We start from the raw sequence: 21,772 nt of genomic DNA on the forward strand, positions 1-21,772 counted from the left end.
TAGCGTGCCACAGCGGACAAAAGAACCAAAATTGCCCTATATATGCTCTTATGCTGAGAAGATCAACTTCGTTGAAGTGATCTACAGCGGGGGTGGGCAGTGCGCAACGAGGAGAGCCGAAGCACACCGGTCATCGACAGGCCGGTACCCCGGCCCGTCACTCGAGGGCCGCAGCCGGCCCCGCTCCCACAGGCCGAACGCGGGAACCCCGCTCCCCTCCCCCTCGAACTGGTCCGCCGCGACATCGCCGGCGACCGCCCCGGCGTAGCGCTCATGCTGCGCATCCGCGTCCTCGACGCCGTGCACGGCACCCCGGTCAGCGCCGCCGTGGTCGACATCCGGCACCGCGACGCCACCACCGGTGACGAACTGCGCGGCGCCCAGGTGACCGACGCCGAGGGTTACGCCGAGTTCCGCACCGTCCACCCCGGCCGCGAACCCGGGCAGCCCGCCCACATCACCGCGTCCGTACACGTCGGGGGCTATCTGGCCGGCGGCCGGACGGTCACCTACACCGGGCCGCTCTACATCCCCGAACACATCGCCGGCCAGGTCACCGGAGGCCTGTCCCCGGCCGACGAACCGCAGCCCGCCACCGGCGGCATGCTCACAGTGGTCCCCCGCGACCGCTTCGACCTGGCCGCGGGCCTCCTCGCCACCGTGACCACCACGATAGGTCACTGATCCCCGGCACTTCGCCGCCCGGCTGTGCATGGCCGCAGTCCCGAAAGGCCGCGAGACAGCGGCCACCCACCGTGATCTCAGGGCCGGCGCGCCACCATCGTGATCTCAGGGCCGGCGCGCCACCACCGTGATCTCAGGGCTGGCGCTCGTCCAGCAGCACTCGCAGAGCACGCGCGAACTGCGCCGGCCGTTCGACCGGACCGAGATGACCTCCGGGGAGTTCGGTCAGGGGCAGGCCGAGCCGCGTGGCGAGCGCCGCGGCAGCCCGATACGGCAGCTGCCCGCGGGAGTCGATGCCGGCGACCGGAACGAGACGGGCGGCCTCCCTCCGGAGCGCCGCCAGATCGAGCCGGGCGGTGGTGAACGGAACCAGGATGTGCTCGAGGAACAACGGTTGGAGACCGGCGAGCCGGGCGAAGAGATCCAGCAGTTCCGGGGTCGGCGGTTCGGGCTGCGTGCCGGCGTAGTCGTGGAGCCAGTCACCGGCATGGCGGAGTTCCACCGGAGGGGCGTCTGTCCCGGGTGCCGTCATGGCGGCGGTCATCAGCCGCGCCACCGCGGCCGGACCGTCGGTGCGCGCGGCCGCCCGTACCGCTTCGAGGTCGCCTGGGTGACGAGCGGCGTCGGGCAGGAGGGTGACGACCGGCGGCTCGTGGACGACCGCGAGCCGGACATGCCCGGGGTGACGGGCCAGAAGTTCGAGCGTCGTGACGGCCCCGGCGCTGAACCCGAAGACGCTCGGCGGCTCGTCGAAAAGCTTCCCGATCAGGGCGACCGTGTCCTGCGCGTGCACCCTGGGATCCTGCTCCTCGTCGACGGATCCGGGTCGTACCGCCGAGGCGACACGGCTCGACATCGCGACGACACGACAGGAGTCCGCCAGCTGTACGAGGAGCCGATCAAGAACTCCGGCATGACCTGATCCACCGGGTACGAGCAGCAGCGGGGGCCCGGAGCCGCGCGCGTCGTACTCGATGGCGATGCCGTTGAGGTCGAGCGTCCCGGTGGTGATGGCTCCGCTCCCGTCTAGATCCTGGACCAGTTCGCCAGGGTGTGGTGAAGGGTCTCCACCGCTCGCCACCACGAGGCGTCGAGGCTGCGATCGGCGGTGAATCCCCCGGTTGCTTCCAGATCGCTGAAGCCGTGCAGGGTGCTGCGGAGCAGCCGGACGGCGTCGGTGGAGTTCGGCTCGGACAACCCGTACCCGCGCAGCAGCGCGTAGCAGACCTCGACGATCCGCGCGGCACTGTCCGACTCGGCGAGCCGCTCCGGCGCGACCGGATGCCGGGTCGCTGCGTAGCGGCCCGGATGTCCGGTGGCCATCCTCCGATAGGTGTCGGCGAACGCACTGAGCGCGGCATGGCCGGACCGGCCGGCGATGGCCGCGGCGAGCGCATCGGCCCATTCACCGAGCGCCCGCATCGCCACGCGTTCCTGCAGATCGGCGAGGCCACGGATATGCGTGTAGAGGCTGGCGTCGCGGACACCGAACCGCTTGGCGACGGCCGACAGGGTCAAATGCTCGAACCCGATCTCGTCGGCGAGATCAGCCGCCACGGACACCAGGGCATCCGGGGTGATCCTCTCGCGTGGCATGTGGCCATCCTAATCCCCCTAGGTCTCGTCCTAGGAACCCTAGGATAGCGAGCGAGTCCGGTACCGGGATAGCGAGCGAGTCCCGGTACCGGGATACCGACCGCGTCCGGTACCGGAAGACCAAGCGAGTCCGGTACCGGAAGACCAAGCAAATCCGGTCCCGGCCTTGCCACCCGCAACGATTCACGGCGTCGCGCCTTGATTCGCATCCGGCGAGACGAGCCGCGCCGACGTCTCTGCTCGTCGCCGTCACGCAGCCGGTTGCCGCACCGCGGGTCCGGCACGGGCCCGCATCAACAGCCCGGTGCCCCGCCATACCAGGAGATCAGCGCACCGCATGGCCGCCCGGCCAACCGTCCGGCGCTCCTGCAGCCGCCCGAGGGCACCCCACAGCCGCCCGAGGTCAGCCCCGCAGCGCCCGAAGTCAGCCTGCAGCGCCCGAAGTCAGCCCGCAGCGCCCGAAGTCAGCCCCGCAGCCGCCTGAGGTCAGCCTCGTAGGAACGCGAGGACGGCACGGACACGGCGGTGATCGTCGGTACCCGGGGGCAGATCGAGCTTGGCGAGCAGGCTGTTGATGTGCTTGGCGACCATCGCCTCGGTGACCACCAGATGCCGGGCGATCGCCACGTTCGACCGGCCCTCGGCCATCAGGGCCAAGACCTCACGCTCCCGGACGGTCAACCGGTGCAGCGGATCACGGCGGCGGCCCAGCAACTGGCGGACCACCTCGGGATCCACCACGGTGCTGCCACCGGCCACCGCCTCGAGGGCGTCGACGAACTCGGTGACCTCACCGATGCGGTCCTTGAGCAGGTAGCCCACTCCGGCACCGTGGTCGGAGTCGATCAGCTCGGCGGCGTAGGTCTGTTCGACATACTGACTCAGGACGAGCACCGCGAGCTTCGGGTCGGCGGCTCGCATCTCGATCGCGGCCTGCAGTCCCTCATCGCTGAAGCCCGGCGGCATCCGGACGTCGGTGACCACCACGTCCGGCCGGTGCTCGCGTACCGCCTCCCGCAGCTCCACCGCATCGCCGACAGCCGCGACCACCTCGTGCCCGAAGCGGCGCAGCATCCCGGCCACGCCTTCGCGCACGATCACACCGTCCTCGGCGATGACCACCCTCATGCGGCTTCCTCAGGCAAGGGGATCTCCATCCGAAGCAGCGTAGGGCCCCCGTCCGGGCTGGACACGGTCACCGTGCCGTCCAGGACGGCGACCCGATCGGCGAGGCCGATCAGACCGGAACCGCAAGCCGGATCGGCGCCGCCGCGGCCGTCGTCCCGCACCTCGACGACCAGCCGGCCGCGCTCCAGCATGGCCACCACCGAGGCGCGGTCGGCGCCGGCGTGCTTGGCGACGTTGGTGAGCGCCTCGGACACCACGAAGTAGGCGGTCACCTCGACCGCGGGCGGCAGTCGTCCCGGCAGCCGCAGGTCCAGATCGACCGGCAGCGGTGCGATGGACGCCGCCTCGCCCACCGCCGCGGCCAGACCGCGATCGGTCAGGACCTTCGGGTGTACGCCACGAATCAGCTCGCGCAGGTCCGTGAGTGCCTGTTTGGCCAGCTGATGGGCGGCAGCGAGCGGCTCGGCGCCGGGCGAGCCGCTCGGCACCTCCAGGCGGGCCAGGCCGAGCTGCATGCTGAGGGCGACGAGCCGCTGCTGGGCGCCGTCGTGCAGATCGCGCTCGATCCGGCGACGCTCCACCTCGAAGGCGTCGACAAGCCGTGCCCGCGACCGGGTCACCTCGACCAGGCGGGCGTTGTCACGCGGGGTGAGCATGGCCCGGGCCATGGCGGCACGGGCTCCGGCCCACGCGATGACCGGATAGCCGAGGATCGGACCCAGCAGCAGCCCGGCAACCGTGGCCGGCAGCGTGGAGGACAGCGGCTCGTCCGCGATCGTCCAGGGCGCACCGATCGAGATGGCAAGCGTGTACGCGACCCCGGCAAGCACGAGGAAATCCATCCAGCACAGCATCGCGGCCGACAACGCCGCGTAGAACAGCTCCCGCCACGTCGCCTCCTCCCGCAGCCGGAGGCTGATCCAGGCCCGCAGCCCGGCCCGTGGCGGCGGTTGATGCGGGTCGGGCAGCTCGTCACGGTCGACGAGGCGCAGCCGCCGCCGCTCCACCCGGGCCACCACGATGCCGGACAGCAGGCAGGCCACGTAGCCCGCGAAGCCGACGACCACCACCGCCAGCACGGTGCCGACCGTCAACAGGGCCACGACCGCACCGACCGTGGCGACGCCCAGCAGGCCGCCGGTCATCAGGTAGGCCAGCGAGCGCCACGGCCACGACGATCGCAGCAATGCGAGCGGCGGCAGCGTGAGCGCCTCGAGGGCGGTGCGAGGCTGCATGGACGGCACGCTACCGGCCGTCGGCATCGGTGTCGGTAGTGCTGGGGTTACCTTCGAATGTGGACCCCGCGTGACTGTGCCGGCGGCTCCGGGCCGGTTGGCTGAGCGGCATGACGAACGACGCGACACCAGCTGTCGAGCTACGGGCGGCGACCAGGACGTATGGGACGGGCGAGCGCGCGGTCACGGCACTGGACCGGGTGGATGCCCGGTTCGAGCCGGGCACCTTCACGGCGGTGATGGGCCCGTCCGGTTCCGGCAAGTCGACCCTGCTGCACTGCGGCGCAGGGCTGGACCGGCTCTCCGGCGGAGAGGCAATCATCGACGGGGTTCCGGTGCGCGGTCTGAGTGAGCGTGCCCTGACCCGGTTACGCCGCAGCCGGGTGGGTTTCGTCTTCCAGGCCTTCAATCTGGTCCCGGCCCTGACCGCCGCTCAGAACGTGGCGTTGCCACTGCGGCTCGCCGGGCGGCGGCCGCAGCGCGGTGAGGTGACCGGGGTGCTGGCCGAGGTGGGGCTGGCCGGCCGCGAGGGGCACCGACCATCGGAGCTGTCCGGCGGCCAGCAGCAACGGGTGGCGATCGCCCGGGCACTGGTGTCCCGGCCGGCGGTGCTCTTCGCCGACGAGCCGACCGGCGCACTGGACGCCGCCTCCGGGGCGGCGGTGCTGCGCCTGCTGCGGAGCGCGGTGGACCGGCACCGGCAGACGATCGTGATGGTGACCCACGACCCGATCGCCGCGGCCATCGCTGACCGCGTGCTCTTCCTGGCCGACGGCCGGGTGGTCGACGAGTTGCCGGGCACCGTCGGAGCCGAGCACATCGCCCTGCACACCGCCCGCCTCGAGGGTGCCACGGCGGTGACCCGATGAGCGCGGCGTGGGCGATGGTCCGGCACCGGTTCGCCAGCTTCGCCGGTACGTTCGTCGCGGTGTTCCTGGGCGTGGCCGTCGTCGCCGGCTCCGCAACGCTCTATCTCAGTTCACAGCCACAGGCGCCGGCCCGCTACGACCGGGCTCCGGTTCTGGTGACGCCGCCGGACGCGGACACCGGCGACACTCGTGACCAGCAGGCCTGGACGTCGGAGGAGGCGTCCGCCCTCGCCACCCGGCTGGGCGGCGTGCCCGGCGTCACGGCGGCCGTCCCGGACCCGTGGTTCTATGTGCAGCGGCTCGAGGCGGGCCGCGCGACCGGCGACGACCAGGCCGCACTGATCGACGGCCATGCCTGGTCGTCGGCCGCGCTCGGCGGCTACCGGCTCACTGCCGGCCGCGCGCCCCGGACTCCGGGTGAGGTCGTGATCGGAACGCCCAACCCAGTACCGGGCACAGCCAGCCCAGAAGTCACAAGCGACTCAAAGAGCACGCCAGCTAACTCGAAAAGCACAGCAGGCGCCACTGGCGCGACCGGCACCATTGGCACCAGTGGCACCGCCAGCACCGTTGGCGGCACCGCGAACACCGCCAGCACCGAAGGCACCGTTGGCACCGCCCGCACCGTGGAAGTGCTCACCTCGGCCGGGCCGGAGACCTGGAGGGTGACCGGAACCGTGGACGGGCCCGGCTTCTACGTGGCCGACGGGGAGGCGGCGAAGCGGGCCTCCGGTGTACGCGTGATCGGGCTGACCGTGACCGGCGACGTCCAGCCGGCCGTCGACGCCGCCCGCGCCGAGGTCGGACCCTCGGGCGTGGTCCGGTCCGGTGCCGAGCGGGACGCCCTGGAGCCCGGCAGCGTCACCCGGATCCGCTGGATCGGTGCGCAGCTGCTGATCGCTCTGGTCTCGCTGGGCGCCTTCGCCACCGTGTTCGTTGTCTCGTCGACGTGCGCCTTGAGTGCGGCACAGCGGCGGCGTGAGCTCGGCCTGCTGCGGGCGGTGGGCGCGACACCCGGCCAGGTGCGCCGCATGATGTATGCCGAGACCACCCTTGTCGCCTTGCTCGCCGGGTTGCTCGGTGCGCCCGCCGGCATGGCTACCGCCCCGCTGCTCGCGGATGCGATGGTCGAAATCGGGCTCGAGCCGGCCGGTTTCACGGTCACCTGGCAGCCCGCGGCACTGATCGGCTCGGTCCTGCTCGGCCTGTTCGTGGCGCTCGCCGGAGTAACCGCCGCAGCCCGCCGGGCCAGCCGCATCCCCCCGCTGGACGCACTCCGGGAAGCAGCCGTCGATCCACGGGCGATGACCACCGCACGCTGGATCGTGGGCCCGCTGTGCGCGATCGCGGGCGGGGCGCTGCTGGCCGGGATGCCGGCGTTGCCACTGGAGATGCGGAGCTCCGCGGGGATGGGCGCGGCGATGTTCCTGCTCTGTTCGGCAGCGCTGCTGTCGCCGGTGCTGATCGTGCCGCTGGTCCGCGCGGTGGCCGGGCCGTGGCGTGACACCGCCACCGGCATGCTGGTCCGCGAGGGCACGCTGACCGGCGTCCGGCGGGTTGCTTCCACGGCCGCTCCCGTGCTGGCGACCGTCGGGCTGACGGTTCTGCTCGCGGGGACGGTCGCCACGATCGAGGTGGCGGCGGGCATCGATGAGACCGCGAAGTATCCAGCGGCCGACGTGCTGGTCCCGGACGGGACGCCGGGTCTGTCCGCCGCCGCGGTAGCGGCACAGGGAGCCGAACCGGCTCTCACGACGCGTGTCCTGATCACCCACGGCGACACGACGGCCGGCAGCTATGCCACCGGCCGGGGTGATGGGCTCGTCCTCGACCGGTTCACCGCCGATGAGCTCGGCAGCAGAGCCGGCGATGTCGTGACCGTCCGGTTCGCCGACGGCGCACGGGCACAGCTGCCGGTCAAGGCCGTCGACGACGAGGCCAGCCTTCCTCCGGATCTCGTCCGCAAGCACGATCCCGATGCGCTGACCAGCATGATCGTCCTCAAGGACACGGCGATCCCCGCTCCGGGCGCACGTGCGGTCCCGATCCACGACTTCGTCATGGAGGAGATCGACGAGGAGGGCCGGCTCGTCGACCTGTTCCTGCTGGCGCTGATCGGTCTCACCGCCGGATACACCGCCATTGCGGTCGGGAACACGCTGCTGATGGCGACCACCGCGCGGCGGGGCGAATTCCAGGCGCTCCGGCTGGCCGGCGCGGGATCCGGACAGATGCTCCGGGTCGTCGCCGGCGAGGCGCTGCTCGCGGTGTCGGTCGGCGCGATCCTCGGCGGGCTGGTCGCCATCGTGTCCCTGCTCGGCGTGCGCGCCGCGGTCGAGGACGAGATCGGCCGCGACATCGACCTCGTCATTCCGTGGGGCGCGACCGCCGCGGTGACCGCTCTCTGCGCCGCCCTGGCCCTCGCCTCGGCTGCCTTCCCCGTGATCAAAGCGGCGCGCAGCAGGTCATAGACCGGCGACGAAACTGCGAACCAGGCAGAAAGGCAAGGAGACGACCGCGCACAGACCGCCCGCCGGGACAGCCAGCCGGCAAAGTGGGCCGGCGACGGGCAGGCGGACCAGCGACGGACAAGCAGGCCAGTGGCGGGCAGGCGGACCGGTGGCGGGCAAGCCGACCGCCGACGGGCACGCGGGCCGCTGGCGGGCAAGCGGGTCGGCGACGGGCAAGCGGACCGGCGAGGGCAAGCGGGCCAGTGACGGGCAGGCGGGCAGACGGACCGGTGGCGGGCAGGCGGGCAGGCGGGCCGCTGGTGGGGAAGCGGACCGGCGACAGGCAAGCCGGCAGCAACAGGTGAGGGGAAATCCCGGTCCTGACCTGGATCTCCGGCGAAGGCCGGGAGGATCTGAACTGACATCGGTCGCAGAGAACCAGGAGGTCGGCACGATGGAGGACGATCCTGGATCCGGGGACGACCGTGGGCACTCCGGGGTGCGCCGGAAGGGTCCGCGGAGGCTCGTGGCGGGTCAGGTGGCCGTTCTGATTCCGATGATCTACCTGTGGCTCGGGCCGGCCAGCGATGCGGCCGCCGCCGAGCCCGGACCGGATCTCGGCGCGGGACTGGTCGGGCTGATCCTGATGGTGCTCGGGTTGCCCTGGTCGGTCTTCATCTGCCTGCTCGGCAACCGCTATGCGATCTTCGACAGCGGGTGGCGGGATCTCTTCGTCATCGGGCCCGCCGTGCTCAATGTCGGGCTGGCCGGGCTGAGCCTCTGGTGGACCGCCCACCATCCTGTCGACGACGTCGAATGGCAGGTCCTCCAGTCCGACGACCTGGAAGAGTCCGGGGCGTAGCGACTTCGACCGGCGCCGAACCCGCGCCAGAGGCGGGAGAAACGGCCGGCCGGCGCCAGGCCGGACCAGGTGGACGCGGGGCCGGACCAGGCGAAAACAGAGCTGGACCGGGCGGACGCGGGGCGGACCAGGAGAACGCGGGGCCGGACCAGGCGAAAACAGAGCTGGACCGGGCGGACGCGGCGACGAACCCGGCGGACGCGGGGGCTAGGCCGGGCGGGCGGCCGGGCCCCGGCGGCGCGCCGTGGCTGGGGAGAAACGGTGCGCCGCGGTGAGGGTCCGGGTGGACCAGCGCATGGCGTCGAGGGAGAGTCCGGCCAGGTTGCCGGCGTCCCACTCGCCGTTCTCGTAGGCGCGGACCGCCCGCAGCACCTCGCCCAGCCGGCCGCTTCCGATGGTGAGCGCGTCCGACACCTCGGCGGTGAGCGGCAGCTGGTCGGCCATCGCGGCCGGGGTCATGGCCATCAGGCCCGCCATGCCGATGACGAGGCCGGCCACGAAGGCGGCGCCGGGGTCGGCGCCGAACCGCGGGGCCAGGTTCTCGCAGAGCCGGGCCTGGGTGAGGGCGGTAAGCAGCTGCTCCTCGGGAGCCTCGGCCACATCGTCGACGACCATGAGGGTCGCCCAGCGGCGGATCCGGGTGAGGCCGACGAGCATGACGGCCTGCCGGACCGAGGAGATGCGGCTGACCACCCCGGCGGCCACCGAGTTGCTGACCCGGAGGACGCGCAGGGCGAGGGCCGGGTCGCTGACGATGATCGAGGTGATCTTCTCCAGCGGCACGTCGGGGGACATGAGGGCGGCGACGAGTTCGAGGCGGCGCAACCGGGACGGGGACAGGCTGGGGGTGCTGAGCACCTGGGGGCGGCTCAGGGCGTACCCCTGCCGTAGTTCCATGCCGTATCGGTCGGCGATGGCGACCTGCGTCTCGGTCTCGAGCCGTTCGGCGACGAGTTCCAGGCCGGGGTACTCGCGGCAGGCGGCGACGATTTCGTCGAGCCGGCTCAGGTCGCCGTCGAGGAGGTCGAGTTTCACGTATGACGCGAGACCGAGCAGCTGTTCGTGCCCGGAGCCCCAGACGAAATCGTCGAGGGCGATCTTGTAGCCGGCTTCGGACAGCGCGGTCAGCCCGCCGATCACCTCGTCGTCGACATGCACCGTCTCCAGGACCTCGAGCACCACCTGTTCGGGGCCGAACGGCAACGGGAGCCGCCCGGTCACGAACTCGCGGGTGAGGTTGATGAAGCATGGCCGGTTGCCGGCCACCTCGGCTATGCCGAATTCGGTGAACGCGTTCACCATCACGGCGCTGGTGGCGTATGTGTCCTGCCGCCCCGAAGCGACGTCGTCCATACGACCGCGGAAGAGCAGCTCGTAAGCGACAACGACGCCTGCCACGTCGAAGATCGGCTGACGGCCGACGTGTACCGCATCCAACACCGGGATTCCCACGCCGGAGCCATCGGCATCCCTGGGCCGAAGTTGATGAATCGGACGAGGAAACATTGGCTTCACAAACACTTCCACCGCGCCCGGCCGCCGTGTTGGTATGAGACCGCCGTCACAACTCACGGGTAAGAAGGGTTCCACCACATGCTCAACCTCTCCGTTCTCCTGGAGGACAGCGCCCGCCATCACCCGGAGCGCGCCGCTGTGGTGCTCGGCCCGCAGCGACTGACCTACGCGCAGGTCAACGCCGCCGCCAATCAGGTGGCCGGTCTGCTCCGCTCGCGTGGCATCCAGCCCGGCGACAAGGTGGCGCTCACCTGTCCGAACCTTCCCTACTTCCCGATCGTCTACTACGGCATTCTGAAGGCCGGCGCCGTCGTGGTGCCGCTGAACGTGCTGCTCAAGGGCCGCGAGATCGCCTACCACCTGCGTGATTCGGGTGCCAAGGCGTACTTCTGCTTCCAGGGGACCCCGGAGCTCCCGATGGGTACCGAGGGCTTCGCGGGGTTCAACGAGGTCGACGCGGTCGAGCACTTCTTCCTGATCACCGCGGACCCGGCGGCACCGTCGCCGATCGAGGGCGCGGAGACACTCGGTGCCGGTCTGGCCGGGCAGTCGCCGGTGTTCGAGACGGTGCTGCGCGCCGAGACGGACGCCGCCGTGATCCTCTACACGAGCGGCACGACCGGCCAGGCGAAGGGCGCCGAGCTGTCGCACTCGAACCTGGTGCTGAACGCGCTCACCTGCAACCGCCTGTTCGGCACCCAGCCGGCCACCGACACGCATCTGCTGGTGCTGCCGCTGTTCCACTCGTTCGGCTCGACGGTCAACATGAACGCCGGTTTCTCCACGGCGGCGACGCTGGTGCTGCTCCCCCGCTTCGACCCGGACGCCGCGGTGCAGCTGCTGCAGAGCGAGAACGTGACGTTCTTCGCCGGCGTACCGACCATGTACTGGGGTTTGCTGAACGCCCTCAAGGACGGCGTCGACGTGGAGCGGATCGCGTCGAACATGCGGGTCGCGGTCTCCGGGGGTTCCAGCCTGCCGGTGGAGATCATCAAGGCGGTGAAGGAACGGTTCGGCGTCACCATCCTGGAGGGGTACGGCCTGTCCGAGACGTCCCCGGTGGCGACGTTCAGCGACCCGGGCAGCGAGCCGCGGCCCGGCTCGATCGGCATCCCGATCTGGGGCGTCGAGGTGAAGCTGATCGACCAGGAGTGGAACAGCATCGACAACCCGGACGAGATCGGCGAGATCGCGATCCGGGGCCACAACATCTTCCGGGGGTACATCGGCAGGCCGGAGGCGACCGCCGAGGTGATGCGGGACGGCTGGTTCCGTACCGGTGACCTGGCCCGCCGGGACAAGGACGGCTTCTACTACATCGTCGACCGCGCCAAGGACATGATCATCCGGGGTGGCTTCAACGTGTACCCGCGGGAGATCGAGGAGGTGCTGCTCACCCATGAGGCGGTGTCACTGGCCGCGGTCATCGGGGTGCCGCACGAGAGCCACGGCGAGGAGGTCAAGGCGTTCGTGATCCTCAAGCCGGGCGCCTCGGCCACCGAGGAGGAGATCGTCGCGTGGGGCAAGGAGCAGATGGCCTCCTACAAGTACCCGCGCATCGTCAAGATCGTCGAGTCGCTGCCCATGACGGCGACCGGCAAGCTGCTCAAGCGGGAACTCAGCTGACCGTCGCCGAACGGTAGGCGCCCGGCGGTTTCCGCCGGGCGTCCGCCGTTCGTAGGATCCCCTCGATCACTTGCGCTCATGACGCACAGTGGACGTGCGATCCCAGAGCGAGAGGCCACCAGCGTGACAGCAGTTCAGACGGCACCGCGAGCGGCGCTGAGCCGCCTCGCCGGGCTCCGGCACACCTCTCCGGGGCGTCTGCAGCTGCTGCTCGTCACCCTGCTCGTCCTCGCCGCCCTGGCCGGCCTGGTCACCGGCCTGACCGCCCGCTCCGCCGCGGTCGGCACCGCCGACCTGCGTGACCGGGCGCAGCCGCTGCTCGCCGAGGCGGAGACGGTCTACTCGTCGCTTGCCGACGCCGACACGACGGCCGCGCAGGCGTTCATCACCGGTGGCCTGGAGCCTCCCGGGCTGACCCGGCGCTACGACGAGAAACTGGCGGCCGCCGCGACCGCCCTCACCTCGGCCGCGCGGCGCGTCCCGGCGGACGGCGAGGCTGCCGAGGCGATCCGGTCCATCGCCACCGGCCTCGGCGACTACACGGCCCTGGTCGCCACCGCCCGCGCTCTCAACCGTCAGGGCAAACCCGTCGGTGCCGCCTATCTGTCCACCGCCTCGAAGCTCAACCGGGACACCCTGCAGCCGCAGGCACAGGCCCTGTTCCAGCAGGCACAGCGTGAGGCCGGCGGCGGCTACCAGGACGCCCGCAGCGACTGGTGGCTGCTGCTGCTGGCGATCGTGCTGGCGTTGCTGGCCGTGGCCCTGATCGTGACGCAGATCCACCTGAGCCGCACCACCCGCCGCACGTTCAACGTGCCGCTGCTGGCCGCCTCGGGGCTCACCCTGGTGCTGATGCTGACCTGTGTGGTGATCTTCACCCATCAGCGGAGCCGGCTGACCGACGCCGACCGGGACGGTTCGGCACCGGTGGCGACGCTGGCCGAGACCCGGCTCACGGTGTTGCGGGAGCGCGGCGACGAGGCGCTCACGCTGGCCGCCCGCGCCGGGCGTGGCAGGCTGGAGGACGACTTCCAGAGCATCAAGGACCGGGTCACCTTCTCCGGACCGGAGCTCGATGACGTCAGTGGCCCGATGCGCACCGCGGCCGGGCAGTACGAGGATTACCTGGCCCTGCATCAGCGGATCCGTGACCTCGACGACGGCGGGAAATACGAGGACGCGGTGAAACTGGCTGTCAGCGAGGAGTCCGCCACGACGTTCGACCGGCTCACCGGCACCCTGGACGCGGCGCTGGCGGACCGCCGGGCGGCGTTCGACGACCGGATCCGATCGGCCGGGCGCGGCCTGGGCCTGCTGACCGTCCTCGGACCGCTGCTGGCACTGGCGATCTGCGTGTTCGCCGCGATCGGGCTGCGCGCCCGCCTGGAGGAGTACCGCTGATGCGCGCCCGGATCGTTCTCGCCATGTCCGCGCTGCTGTTGACCGGCCTGACCGCCTGTACCGACGACGCCTCGCCCAGGACGCCGCGGGCGACTCCCTCGGCCGCCGCACCCACCGCCACGGCGCCCGCCGCACCGGCGAACTGTGACCCGAAGGCCAGTTTCCGGCCGTCGGGCGCGCTGCCTGCTGCCGGGAGGATGCCGGACAGGTCACACATGAAGACGATCCTCGACCGTGGCCGGCTCATCCTCGGCACCGGCCAGGACACCCTGCTGTTCAGCTCCCGTGACCCGTTCACCGGCAAGATCGAGGGCTTCGACGTGGACATGGGCCGCGAGATCGCGAAGGCGATCTTCGGTGACCCGAACAAGCTGGAGATCCGGGTCATCCCGCGCTCGGAGCGGTTCACCCGGGTCGCCGACGGCACCGTCGACCTCGTCATCAACACCACGACCACGAACTGCGCCCGGTGGGAGCTGGTCGACTTCTCCACGGTCTACCTCGAGGCCGGGCAGCGGGTGCTCGTCGGCAAGGATTCGACGGCGCAGAGGATCGAGGACCTGGGCGGCAAGAAGGTGTGCGCGTCGGTCGGTTCCACCTCGCTGGAGAACCTGACGAAGGTGAACCCGCCCCCGGTGCCGGTGGCCCGTGCCGACTTCGGGGCCTGCCTGGTCGCCTTCCAGCTGGGTGAGGTCGACGCGATCTCCACCGACGACACCATTTTGGCCGGGCTGGCCGCGCAGGACCCGTACGCGAAGGTGGTCGGTGAGAGGTTCACCGAGGAGCCGTACGCGATCGGCATCGCCAAGACCCATCCGGAGTTCACCCGGTTCGTCAACGGGGTGCTGGAGCGGCTGCGCGCCGACGGCACCTGGAAGTCGATCCACGACCGCTGGCTCGGCGCGTTCGGCCCGGCCCCGCAGCCACCCGCGGCACGGTACCGGTGACGGCCCCGATGCTCGCCGCCGACAGCGAGCTGGCCCGCCTGGAGAAGGCGGTCGCCGCGATCGCCGCCAACCTGGTGGAGCTGGACCAGAACCCGGACCGGCAGGAGCTGGGCCGGGCCAAGCTGACCGGGCGGACCGCGACGCTCTGGGCCGACGCCGGGGACGCCCTGGCCCGGCTCTGGCAGGGGCACCGCCAGCTCGGCGAGGTGATCGCGCGCGCGAAGGCGCTGCGCGGCCAGCGCCGGATGAACGACGCCGACCGGGCCGCCTTCCAGCACGAGGTGCTGGGCAGCTCGATCACCCTCTCGACGGCCACCGTGCCGCTGGCGCAGCGCGGGCTGCTCGGCTCCGGCCAGATCGTCTCCACCTGCACCCCGGCGGAGCTGCTGGCCGCCATGGAGTCGGCGTTCAACACCGCGGTCGCGGTGGTCACCGGTGCCGGAGACGCCTGGCGTCGTGCGACTCCGGCCGCCGCCGATGCCGCCGACGCGCTGCTGCGGGTGCGCGACCTGACCCGTCAGGCGGGGGCGGACGGGCTGACCGCCGAGGCGAACCGGCTGCTCGACGAGGCCGACCGGCTGCTCGGCGACCTGACCGGGACGCTGCTGTCGGACCCGCTGGGCGCCGACCTCTCCGGGCTGGACCGGGTGCGGACGCTGATCGCGCGGGCCGACGCGGAGCGGACCTCCGCGGCCGAGCTGCGTGCCTCGCTGACGCATCGGCTGCGGGACGCCCGGTCGTTGGTCGCCGAGATCGAGGCGGCCCAGCAGGCGGCCGACGCGGCACGCGAGGCGGCCGCCGGACGTTTCACCGACGACAAGATCATTACGGTACGGGGAAACGACCCCCGCCCCGAGCTGGCCGCCATCGAGGCTTTGGCCGCCGCCGGCCACTGGGCCCTGATCAGTCCCCGGCTGTCGGCGTGGAACCGGCAGGCCCGCGAGCGACTCGACACACTGCGGTCGGCCCAGGCCCGCCATGCCGGTCTGCTCGCCGAGCGCAACGAGCTGCGCGGCCGGCTCGACGCGTTCCGGGCCAAGGCGCTGAGCCGTGGGCTCGGCGAGGACACCCGGCTCGGCCCGCTCGCCCAGACCGCACGGGACGCCCTGCACCAGGCGCCCTGTGATCTCGCGGTGGCACGTGCCGCCGTGGACGCGTACCAGGACGCGCTCTCCGCCACCATCGCCGCCCGGGAGGCTCGATGACCCGCTGCCAGCGCAGCAACTGTTCCGGCACGATCGAGGACGGCTACTGCGACACCTGTGGGCTCGCGCCCGCGGCGGCGCCCACTCCGGTTCCGGTCCAGGCCGCTCCCACCGTCACCCCCACCGCCACCCCGGCCGCCAGTGCCGACGGGGCGCAGTGCCGGCGCACCGGGTGCGGCGGGACGATCGAGGACGGCTACTGCGACACGTGCGGGCTGGCCGCGCTCCGGGCCGCGGCCCCGGCGCCGGCGCCCCGGTCGGGGACTGCCTCGTCGTCGCGCAGCAGCAGCGCGCTCTCGTCCCGTACCCGGGGAAGTGGCCGCACCTCCGCAAGCTCCCGGACCGGTTCGGCGCGCCGGTTCGGCGGTGGCCTGGTGGAGATCACGCCGATTCGGACCGCCGACCCGGCGACCGCGGTGATGGCGGTGGCCGAGGTGCCGGAGCTGAAGCGGCACTGTGCCAAGTGCAACAGCCCGGTCGGCCGGTCCCGTGACGGCCGGCCGGCACGGACCTCCGGTTTCTGCCCGAGCTGCGGCGAGGCGTTCGACTTCGCCCCGAAGCTGGGCAAGGGCGACCTGGTCGCCGGGCAGTACGAGATCGTCGGCGCGCTGGCGCACGGCGGCCTGGGCTGGGTCTACCTGGCCGTCGACAAGAACGTGTCGGACCGGTGGGTGGTGCTCAAGGGCCTGCTCAACTCCGGCGACGAGGACGCGCTGGCCGCCGCGGTGGCCGAGCAGCGTTTCCTGGCCGAGGTCGAACACCCGAACATCGTCAAGATCTACAACTTCGTGGAGCACGACGGTGCCGGCTACATCGTCATGGAGTACGTCGGCGGCAAGTCCCTCAAGGACCTGCTCAAGGAGCGCCGTGGCGACGGGGCGGCGAATCCGCTACCGGTGGACCAGGCTCTCGCCTACGTACTGGAGATCATGCCGGCGTTCGGCTATCTGCACGACCGCGGCCTGATCTACTGCGACTTCAAACCGGACAACGTGATCCAGTCCGGTGACCAGATGAGGCTGATCGACCTGGGCGGCGTGGTGCACGTCGACGACCAGGAGGCGGCGATCTACGGCACGGTCGGTTACCAGGCCCCGGAGATGGCCACCGCCGGCCCGTCGCCGCAGTCCGACCTGTACACCATCGGCCGGACACTTGCCGTGCTCACCACCGACTTCCGGGGCTATCAGACGACGTTCGCGACCAGCCTGCCGGACCGCGACGAGTTCGAGGTCTACCAGCGGCACGAGGCGTTCTACCGGCTGCTGCTGCGGGCCACCCATGCCGACCCCGACGAGCGGTTCGCCGACGCCGCCGAGATGGCCGAGCAGATGCTCGGCGTGCTGCGGCAGGTCCTGGCCGCCGGCGGCACCCCGCATCCGGCGATCTCCCGCCACTTCACCGGCGAACTGCGTACCGATCTGCGCGACGACCGGGTCCGCTGGCAGGACCTGCCGACCCCGCTCGTCGACCTGAGCGACCCGGCGGCCGGTGTGATCGCCTCGATCACCGCGGCCGACCCGAAGACGGTCCTGGCCCAGCTGGCCAGCGCACCGCAGGACTCGGTGGAGGTCCGGCTGCGGCAGATGCGGGCCGCCATCGACTCCGGCGGCGAACAGGCGGCCGCCGTCATCCGCGACGAGCTGGCCGCCGACGGAGCGGACTGGCGGGTCGACTGGTACGACGGGCTCCTCGCCCTGTCCACCGGCGACCACGGCCGGGCCCGGCAGCGGTTCGACGCCGTCTGGTCGGCGCTCCCCGGTGAGCCGGCACCGCAGCTGGCCCTCGGCCTCACCGCCGAGCTGGCCGGGGACGCGGCGACCGCGTGCGGCTACTACGACGTGGTGAGCCGTACCGACCCGTCGTACACCACGGCCGCGGCCGGGCTGGCGCGGTGCCGGCTCGAGATCGGCGACCGGGCCGGGGCGGTCGAGGCCTACAACCGGGTGCCGGGTACCTCCTCGGCGTACCCGATCTCGCAGATCGGCGCGATCCGGGCGCTGGTCCGTTCGCACCAGGCGGCGACGGTCGACATGGACTCGCTCAAGACCGCGGCCGGGCTGATCTCGCGCCTCGAGGTGGAGGCCGCGCAGCTGGCCACCCTGCGGGCCGAACTGCTCGAGCAGGTACTGCGTACGCTCGGCGGCGGCGCCTCGATGAGCGGGGACGTACTGGCCTCGGTCATCGGCGCCGAGCCGGCCGGAAAGCAGCCGGAACGGGATGTGCGCTTCGCGCTCGAGTCGGCGTACCGGGAGATGGCCCGGGCGTCGCACGGCGCGGAGAAGATCCGCCTGGTGGACCTGGCGAACGCGGTACGCCCGCGGACGCGTACGTGAGAGGGGCGGAACCGCGCCGATGACCCTGACGACCGACTGCCGATCGTGCGAGGACGAGCTCGCCTCCGGCGCTACCTTCTGCGAGGTCTGCGGGCGTAGGCTCGCCGAACCGCCCGTACCCGACGCCGCCCCGGTGAAGACCGCCGAGGCTGCGCGCAAGGACTGCGCGCGGTGCGGGGCGGAAGGCTCCGTGGGCAACGACGGGTACTGCGAGGAGTGCGGCATGATGGCCGGCCGATCCCGCGATCATCTGGAGGCCGACGGCGGTACCGCCGGAGCCGCGGTGAGCGACCGCGGCCGGCGTCACCACCGTAACGAGGACGCCATGTGGCTGGCCGTCGGTACCGACGCCGCCGACGTGGTCGTCTCGGACGGTGTCTCGGCCTCGTTCGATCCGGACGCCGCCTCGGACATCGCCGTCCGCGCCGCGGGTGAGCTGCTCGCCGGTGCCCGCCACCCGGACCAGCCGGTCGACACCACGAACCCGGACGCGACCGCCGATCTGGAGAACCTGGAACGCCCGCCGGGCGCGGTGGGCCTGGCCGGGGCCGTCGCGCACGCCATCACCGGTGCCGCCGCCGCGGTCGCCTCGCTCGCGCACACCGGCGACCCGCGCCGCGCCGCCGCCAACCCGGCCTGCACCATCGTGGCCGCCGCGGTCCGCGGCCCGCACGTCGGATACGGGTGGGTCGGCGACAGCCGGGTCTACTGGCTCGGCCCGCAGGGTCCGGCCGAGCAGCTCACCGAGGACGACTCCTGGGCGACCCACGTGATCGCGATGGGCGCCGACCCGATCGCGGCGATGAACGACCCGAAGGCCCACGCCATCACGGCCTGGCTCGGTGCCGACGCCGGGCCGGTCCGGCCGCGGGTGCGGTCGTTCACCACGACCGAACCGGGCCACCTGATCCTCTGCAGCGACGGCCTGTGGAACTACCTGCTCGACCCGGCCGAGTTCGGCGACCTGGTCCGCGAATGCCTGGCCGCCGCGAACAGCCTGCTGGGGGCGGTACGGGCGCTGGCCGCCTACGCCAACGCCGCCGGCGGGGCCGACAACATCACCGTCGCCGTGATCCCGGTCCGACCGGCCGCGACCCCGGCGGAACCCGAGACCACCGACCTGACCACCACCAAGGCGTAAGGAGTCCCGAGAGTGTCGTACACCGCCGAGGCCTTCCAGAACGAATACCTCGCCCTGGGTGCGAGCGAAGTCAACGCGATCGTGACCGTCACGTCCAGCGGTGGCGACGGCGGCCGCCGCGCCGGTGGCGCCACCGAGATCATCATCGTGGACGCATCCGGATCGATGCAGGCCGAGGGCCGGATCGGCGCCGCCCGCCAGGCCGCCAAGGCCGCCGTGGAGTGCATCGACGACGGCGTCCACTTCGCGATCATCGCCGGCGTCAGCACCGCCCAGCAGCTCTTCCCGGAACCGGGCCGGCTTGCTGTTGCGTCCCCGCAGACCCGGGCCGCGGCGTCGCACGCGATCGACCGGCTCCAGGCCAACGGCGGCACCGCGATGGGCGCCTGGCTGCTGCTGGCCGCCCAGCTGTTCGCGCAGCGGCCGGGCGACATCAAGCACGCCATCCTGCTCACCGACGGCGACAACGGCGAACGCCACGGCTACCTGGACAGCGTGCTGGACCAGATCAAGGAACAGTTCGTCTGCGACTGCCGGGGCGTCGGCGCCAACTGGAAGGTCGCCGAGCTGCGCAAGATCGCCGACAAGATGCTCGGTACTGTCGACATCGTGGCAAAGCCGATGGAGTTGACCGCCTCCTTCCAGCAGATGATCACCGCGGCGATGGGGAAGACCGCGGCCGACGTACAGCTGAAGGTCTGGACGCCGGTGAATGCCTCGGTCCGGTTCGTCAAGCAGGTCGAGCCGCAGGTCGCCGACCTGACCGGCAAGCGGGTCGAGGACGGGCCGCGGGCCGGCCGTTACCCGCTCGGCTCGTGGGGTCAGGAGAGCCGCGACTACCACATCTGCGTCGACGTGCCGGCCGGCTCGTCCGGCGACGAGATGCTCGCGGCCCGGGTGCACATCATGGAGGGCGACACCGAACACGCCCGCGCCCTGGTCCGCGCGGTGTGGACCGACGACACCGCGCTGTCCACCCGGATCAACCGGCAGGTGGCGCACTACACCGGGCAGGCCGAGCTGGCCGACGCGATCCAGGCCGGTCTGGCCGCGCGGGAGTCCGGTGACGACCGGACCGCGACCATCAAGTTCGGCCGGGCCGCCCAGCTCGCGCACGCCAGCGGGAACACCGCGACCGAGGAGCTGCTGGCCAAGGTGGTGGAGATCGAGGACGCGGTGACCGGCACCGTGCGCCTGCGCCGCAAGGTCGCCGCCGAGGACGAGATGGCCCTGGACACCCGCTCGACGAAGACGGTCCGTGTGGGGCGCGGCCAGTGACGACGTCCCTCTGCCCGAAGGGGCACCTCTCGGCGGAGAGCGACTTCTGCGACACCTGCGGGACCCGGATCGAGGGCGCCTCGCCGCCCACGATGCCGCTGGTAACGGCACCGGCCGATCAGCCGCCCGCACCGGCCAAGGAGAAGTGCCCCAACTGCGGTTACCCGCGCAGCGGGCCGTTCCGGTTCTGCGAGGACTGCGGGTACGACCACAGCACCGGCCGGGTCCCGACGATCGACCCGCTGCCGGTCACGGCCCCGTCCGGCCCGTGGACGGCGACGATCGACGCCGACCCGGCGTACTTCGCCCTGAACGACATCGAGGGCGTGACATTCCCGGCAGGTGTCCTGCCGCAGACGATCGAACTGACGCCGCCGCAGGTACGGATCGGGCGGCGCAGCGTGTCCAAGGGCACCATGCCGGAGATCGACCTGGCCGCCGAGCCCGCCGACCCGGGCGTCTCGCACAACCACGCGCTGCTGACCTTCAGCATCGACGGGGTGTGGCTGGTCTCCGACGTGGGGTCGTCGAACGGAACGTGGATCAACGACGAGGACCAGCCGCTCACCGCGGGGCAGTCCCGGGCACTGAAGGACGGCGACCAGGTGCACGTCGGAGCGTGGACCACGATCACCCTGCGCGCCCCGGTCTAGAGACCTCCGGGGCGCAGGACGGCCAGGGCGGCGGCGCCCAGCCGCGCGCTGCGGCTGTACAGCGACGCCCCCGGGCCGGGGGTGGTGCGCCCGTCGAGCCCGCGGTAGTCGCCGCCGGCCTCGGTGACGATCAGCGAGGTGGCTGCGAAGTCCCAGATCTGGCCGCTGGTCTGCACCGCCACGTCCAGGTCGCCACGGGCCACCAGCAGGGCCGGCTGGATCGCCCAGTCGTGCTCGTCGGCGGCCTCGATCAGGGCTGTGACCTGGCCGCGGCCCCAGTCCGGGACGACGCCGAGACGGCTGTCGGCCAGGTCCGGGGAGTCACCGCCGGCGACCCGGATCCGCCGCTCGCCGGCGATCCGGCCGTCGAGCACCTCGGCCTCCCAGGTGCCGCCGCCGCGTACCGCCCACCAGATCCTGTTCTGGGCCGGAACGGCCGCGACGCCGACGGTGATCTCGCCGTGGTCCTCCAGCGCGATCAGCACGAGCCACCGGTCGTCGCCCTCGACGAAGAGCAGGGTCCCGTCGATCGGGTCGATGATCCAGCGGCGGCCCTCGGTGCCCAGGGTCTCGCCGTGCTCCTCGCCGAGGATCGCGTCGCCGGGCCGGGCACCGGCCAGGACCTCCCGGATCCGGTCCTCGACGGCACGGTCGGCGGCGGTCACCACCGAGCCGTCGGCCTTGAGCTCGCGGGGCAGCCCGGCGAGCGCCGCGAAGTGCCGCAGGCCCTCGGCGGCGCCGGCCAGAGCGGCCTCCAGGGCGAGTTTGAGGTCATCGGGGCGGGTGAAGTCGTCGGCCACGCACCCATCCTGCCCGGACGCGGTGCCGCGGGTCTGCGGTAGTCGC

The 21,772-nt window shown here is 71.9% G+C and carries 18 protein-coding genes; 12 read left to right on the plus strand and 6 right to left on the minus strand.

What is annotated here, in order from left to right; genetic code table 11:
* Window positions 1-273: 273 nt before the first annotated feature.
* The gene (locus AB0G04_RS27615; protein WP_360988202.1) at window positions 274-684 is read left to right on the plus strand and encodes a hypothetical protein; all 411 of its coding nucleotides are present in this window, start codon (window positions 274-276) and stop codon (window positions 682-684) included.
* A gap of 133 nt (window positions 685-817) precedes the next feature.
* On the opposite strand, the gene AB0G04_RS27620 is transcribed toward AB0G04_RS27615, so the two are convergent.
* The 4 genes from AB0G04_RS27620 to AB0G04_RS27635 all read right to left on the minus strand — a co-directional run bounded on the left by AB0G04_RS27620 (window position 818) and on the right by AB0G04_RS27635 (window position 4,643).
* Entirely contained in the window at window positions 818-1,765 is a 948-nt protein-coding gene (locus tag AB0G04_RS27620) for an alpha/beta hydrolase (protein ID WP_360988204.1), read from the minus strand.
* The gene (locus AB0G04_RS27625; protein WP_360988206.1) at window positions 1,711-2,280 is read right to left on the minus strand and encodes a TetR-like C-terminal domain-containing protein; all 570 of its coding nucleotides are present in this window, start codon (window positions 2,278-2,280) and stop codon (window positions 1,711-1,713) included. Before AB0G04_RS27625 ends, AB0G04_RS27620 begins: the two co-directional genes overlap by 55 nt.
* 486 nt (window positions 2,281-2,766) lie before the next feature.
* Entirely contained in the window at window positions 2,767-3,408 is a 642-nt protein-coding gene (locus tag AB0G04_RS27630) for a response regulator transcription factor (RefSeq protein WP_360988208.1), read from the minus strand.
* Window positions 3,405-4,643 carry a sensor domain-containing protein gene (locus tag AB0G04_RS27635; RefSeq protein ID WP_360988210.1) on the minus strand — a complete coding sequence of 413 codons (1,239 nt, stop codon included), beginning with the start codon at window positions 4,641-4,643 and terminating at the stop codon, window positions 3,405-3,407. Before AB0G04_RS27635 ends, AB0G04_RS27630 begins: the two co-directional genes overlap by 4 nt.
* A 110-nt stretch (window positions 4,644-4,753) precedes the next feature.
* Here AB0G04_RS27635 and AB0G04_RS27640 point away from each other — a divergent pair, with 110 nt between their 5' ends.
* The 3 genes from AB0G04_RS27640 to AB0G04_RS27650 all read left to right on the plus strand — a co-directional run bounded on the left by AB0G04_RS27640 (window position 4,754) and on the right by AB0G04_RS27650 (window position 8,824).
* On the plus strand, window positions 4,754-5,512 hold the full coding sequence (locus AB0G04_RS27640; protein WP_360988212.1) for an ABC transporter ATP-binding protein: 759 nt from the start codon (window positions 4,754-4,756) through the stop codon (window positions 5,510-5,512).
* Complete coding sequence (locus tag AB0G04_RS27645) at window positions 5,509-7,983, plus strand: ABC transporter permease (protein WP_360988214.1); 2,475 nt, start codon at window positions 5,509-5,511, stop codon at window positions 7,981-7,983. The genes AB0G04_RS27640 and AB0G04_RS27645 overlap by 4 nt, the downstream gene beginning before the upstream one ends.
* Before the next feature lie 433 nt (window positions 7,984-8,416).
* A complete protein-coding gene (locus AB0G04_RS27650; protein ID WP_360988216.1) occupies window positions 8,417-8,824 on the plus strand; it encodes a hypothetical protein in 408 nt (135 codons plus the stop codon).
* A 207-nt stretch (window positions 8,825-9,031) separates the two neighbouring features.
* Here AB0G04_RS27650 and AB0G04_RS27655 read toward each other — a convergent pair whose 3' ends face one another.
* Window positions 9,032-10,264: an HDOD domain-containing protein gene (locus AB0G04_RS27655; RefSeq protein WP_360988218.1), complete on the minus strand. Its 1,233-nt coding sequence runs from the start codon at window positions 10,262-10,264 to the stop codon at window positions 9,032-9,034.
* A 153-nt stretch (window positions 10,265-10,417) separates the two neighbouring features.
* Between AB0G04_RS27655 and AB0G04_RS27660 the strand changes: the two genes are divergently transcribed.
* The 8 genes from AB0G04_RS27660 (at window position 10,418) to AB0G04_RS27695 (ending at window position 20,926) form a co-directional block, all read left to right on the plus strand.
* Window positions 10,418-11,965 (plus strand): long-chain fatty acid--CoA ligase, encoded by a 1,548-nt coding sequence (locus AB0G04_RS27660; RefSeq protein ID WP_360988220.1) that lies wholly within the window; start codon window positions 10,418-10,420, stop codon window positions 11,963-11,965.
* A 123-nt stretch (window positions 11,966-12,088) separates the two neighbouring features.
* Window positions 12,089-13,366 carry a hypothetical protein gene (locus AB0G04_RS27665; RefSeq protein WP_360988222.1) on the plus strand — a complete coding sequence of 426 codons (1,278 nt, stop codon included), beginning with the start codon at window positions 12,089-12,091 and terminating at the stop codon, window positions 13,364-13,366.
* Window positions 13,366-14,313: a glutamate ABC transporter substrate-binding protein gene (locus AB0G04_RS27670; RefSeq protein WP_360988224.1), complete on the plus strand. Its 948-nt coding sequence runs from the start codon at window positions 13,366-13,368 to the stop codon at window positions 14,311-14,313. Before AB0G04_RS27665 ends, AB0G04_RS27670 begins: the two co-directional genes overlap by 1 nt.
* The gene (locus AB0G04_RS27675) at window positions 14,310-15,518 is read left to right on the plus strand and encodes a hypothetical protein (protein WP_360988226.1); all 1,209 of its coding nucleotides are present in this window, start codon (window positions 14,310-14,312) and stop codon (window positions 15,516-15,518) included. The genes AB0G04_RS27670 and AB0G04_RS27675 overlap by 4 nt, the downstream gene beginning before the upstream one ends.
* On the plus strand, window positions 15,515-17,854 hold the full coding sequence (locus AB0G04_RS27680; protein WP_360988228.1) for a tetratricopeptide repeat protein: 2,340 nt from the start codon (window positions 15,515-15,517) through the stop codon (window positions 17,852-17,854). The genes AB0G04_RS27675 and AB0G04_RS27680 overlap by 4 nt, the downstream gene beginning before the upstream one ends.
* A gap of 19 nt (window positions 17,855-17,873) precedes the next feature.
* Complete coding sequence (locus tag AB0G04_RS27685) at window positions 17,874-18,995, plus strand: protein phosphatase 2C domain-containing protein (RefSeq protein ID WP_360988230.1); 1,122 nt, start codon at window positions 17,874-17,876, stop codon at window positions 18,993-18,995.
* 12 nt (window positions 18,996-19,007) lie between these two features.
* The gene (locus AB0G04_RS27690) at window positions 19,008-20,273 is read left to right on the plus strand and encodes a VWA domain-containing protein (protein WP_360988232.1); all 1,266 of its coding nucleotides are present in this window, start codon (window positions 19,008-19,010) and stop codon (window positions 20,271-20,273) included.
* Window positions 20,270-20,926, plus strand: coding sequence for an FHA domain-containing protein (locus tag AB0G04_RS27695; protein WP_360988234.1), 657 nt, complete (start codon window positions 20,270-20,272; stop codon window positions 20,924-20,926). Before AB0G04_RS27690 ends, AB0G04_RS27695 begins: the two co-directional genes overlap by 4 nt.
* Here AB0G04_RS27695 and AB0G04_RS27700 read toward each other — a convergent pair.
* The gene (locus tag AB0G04_RS27700) at window positions 20,923-21,726 is read right to left on the minus strand and encodes an inositol monophosphatase family protein (protein ID WP_360988236.1); all 804 of its coding nucleotides are present in this window, start codon (window positions 21,724-21,726) and stop codon (window positions 20,923-20,925) included. The genes AB0G04_RS27695 and AB0G04_RS27700 overlap by 4 nt on opposite strands.
* Window positions 21,727-21,772 lie beyond the last annotated feature (46 nt).

It is taken from the genome of Actinoplanes sp. NPDC023801, from assembly GCF_040639655.1.
Lineage (GTDB): Bacteria > Actinomycetota > Actinomycetes > Mycobacteriales > Micromonosporaceae > Actinoplanes.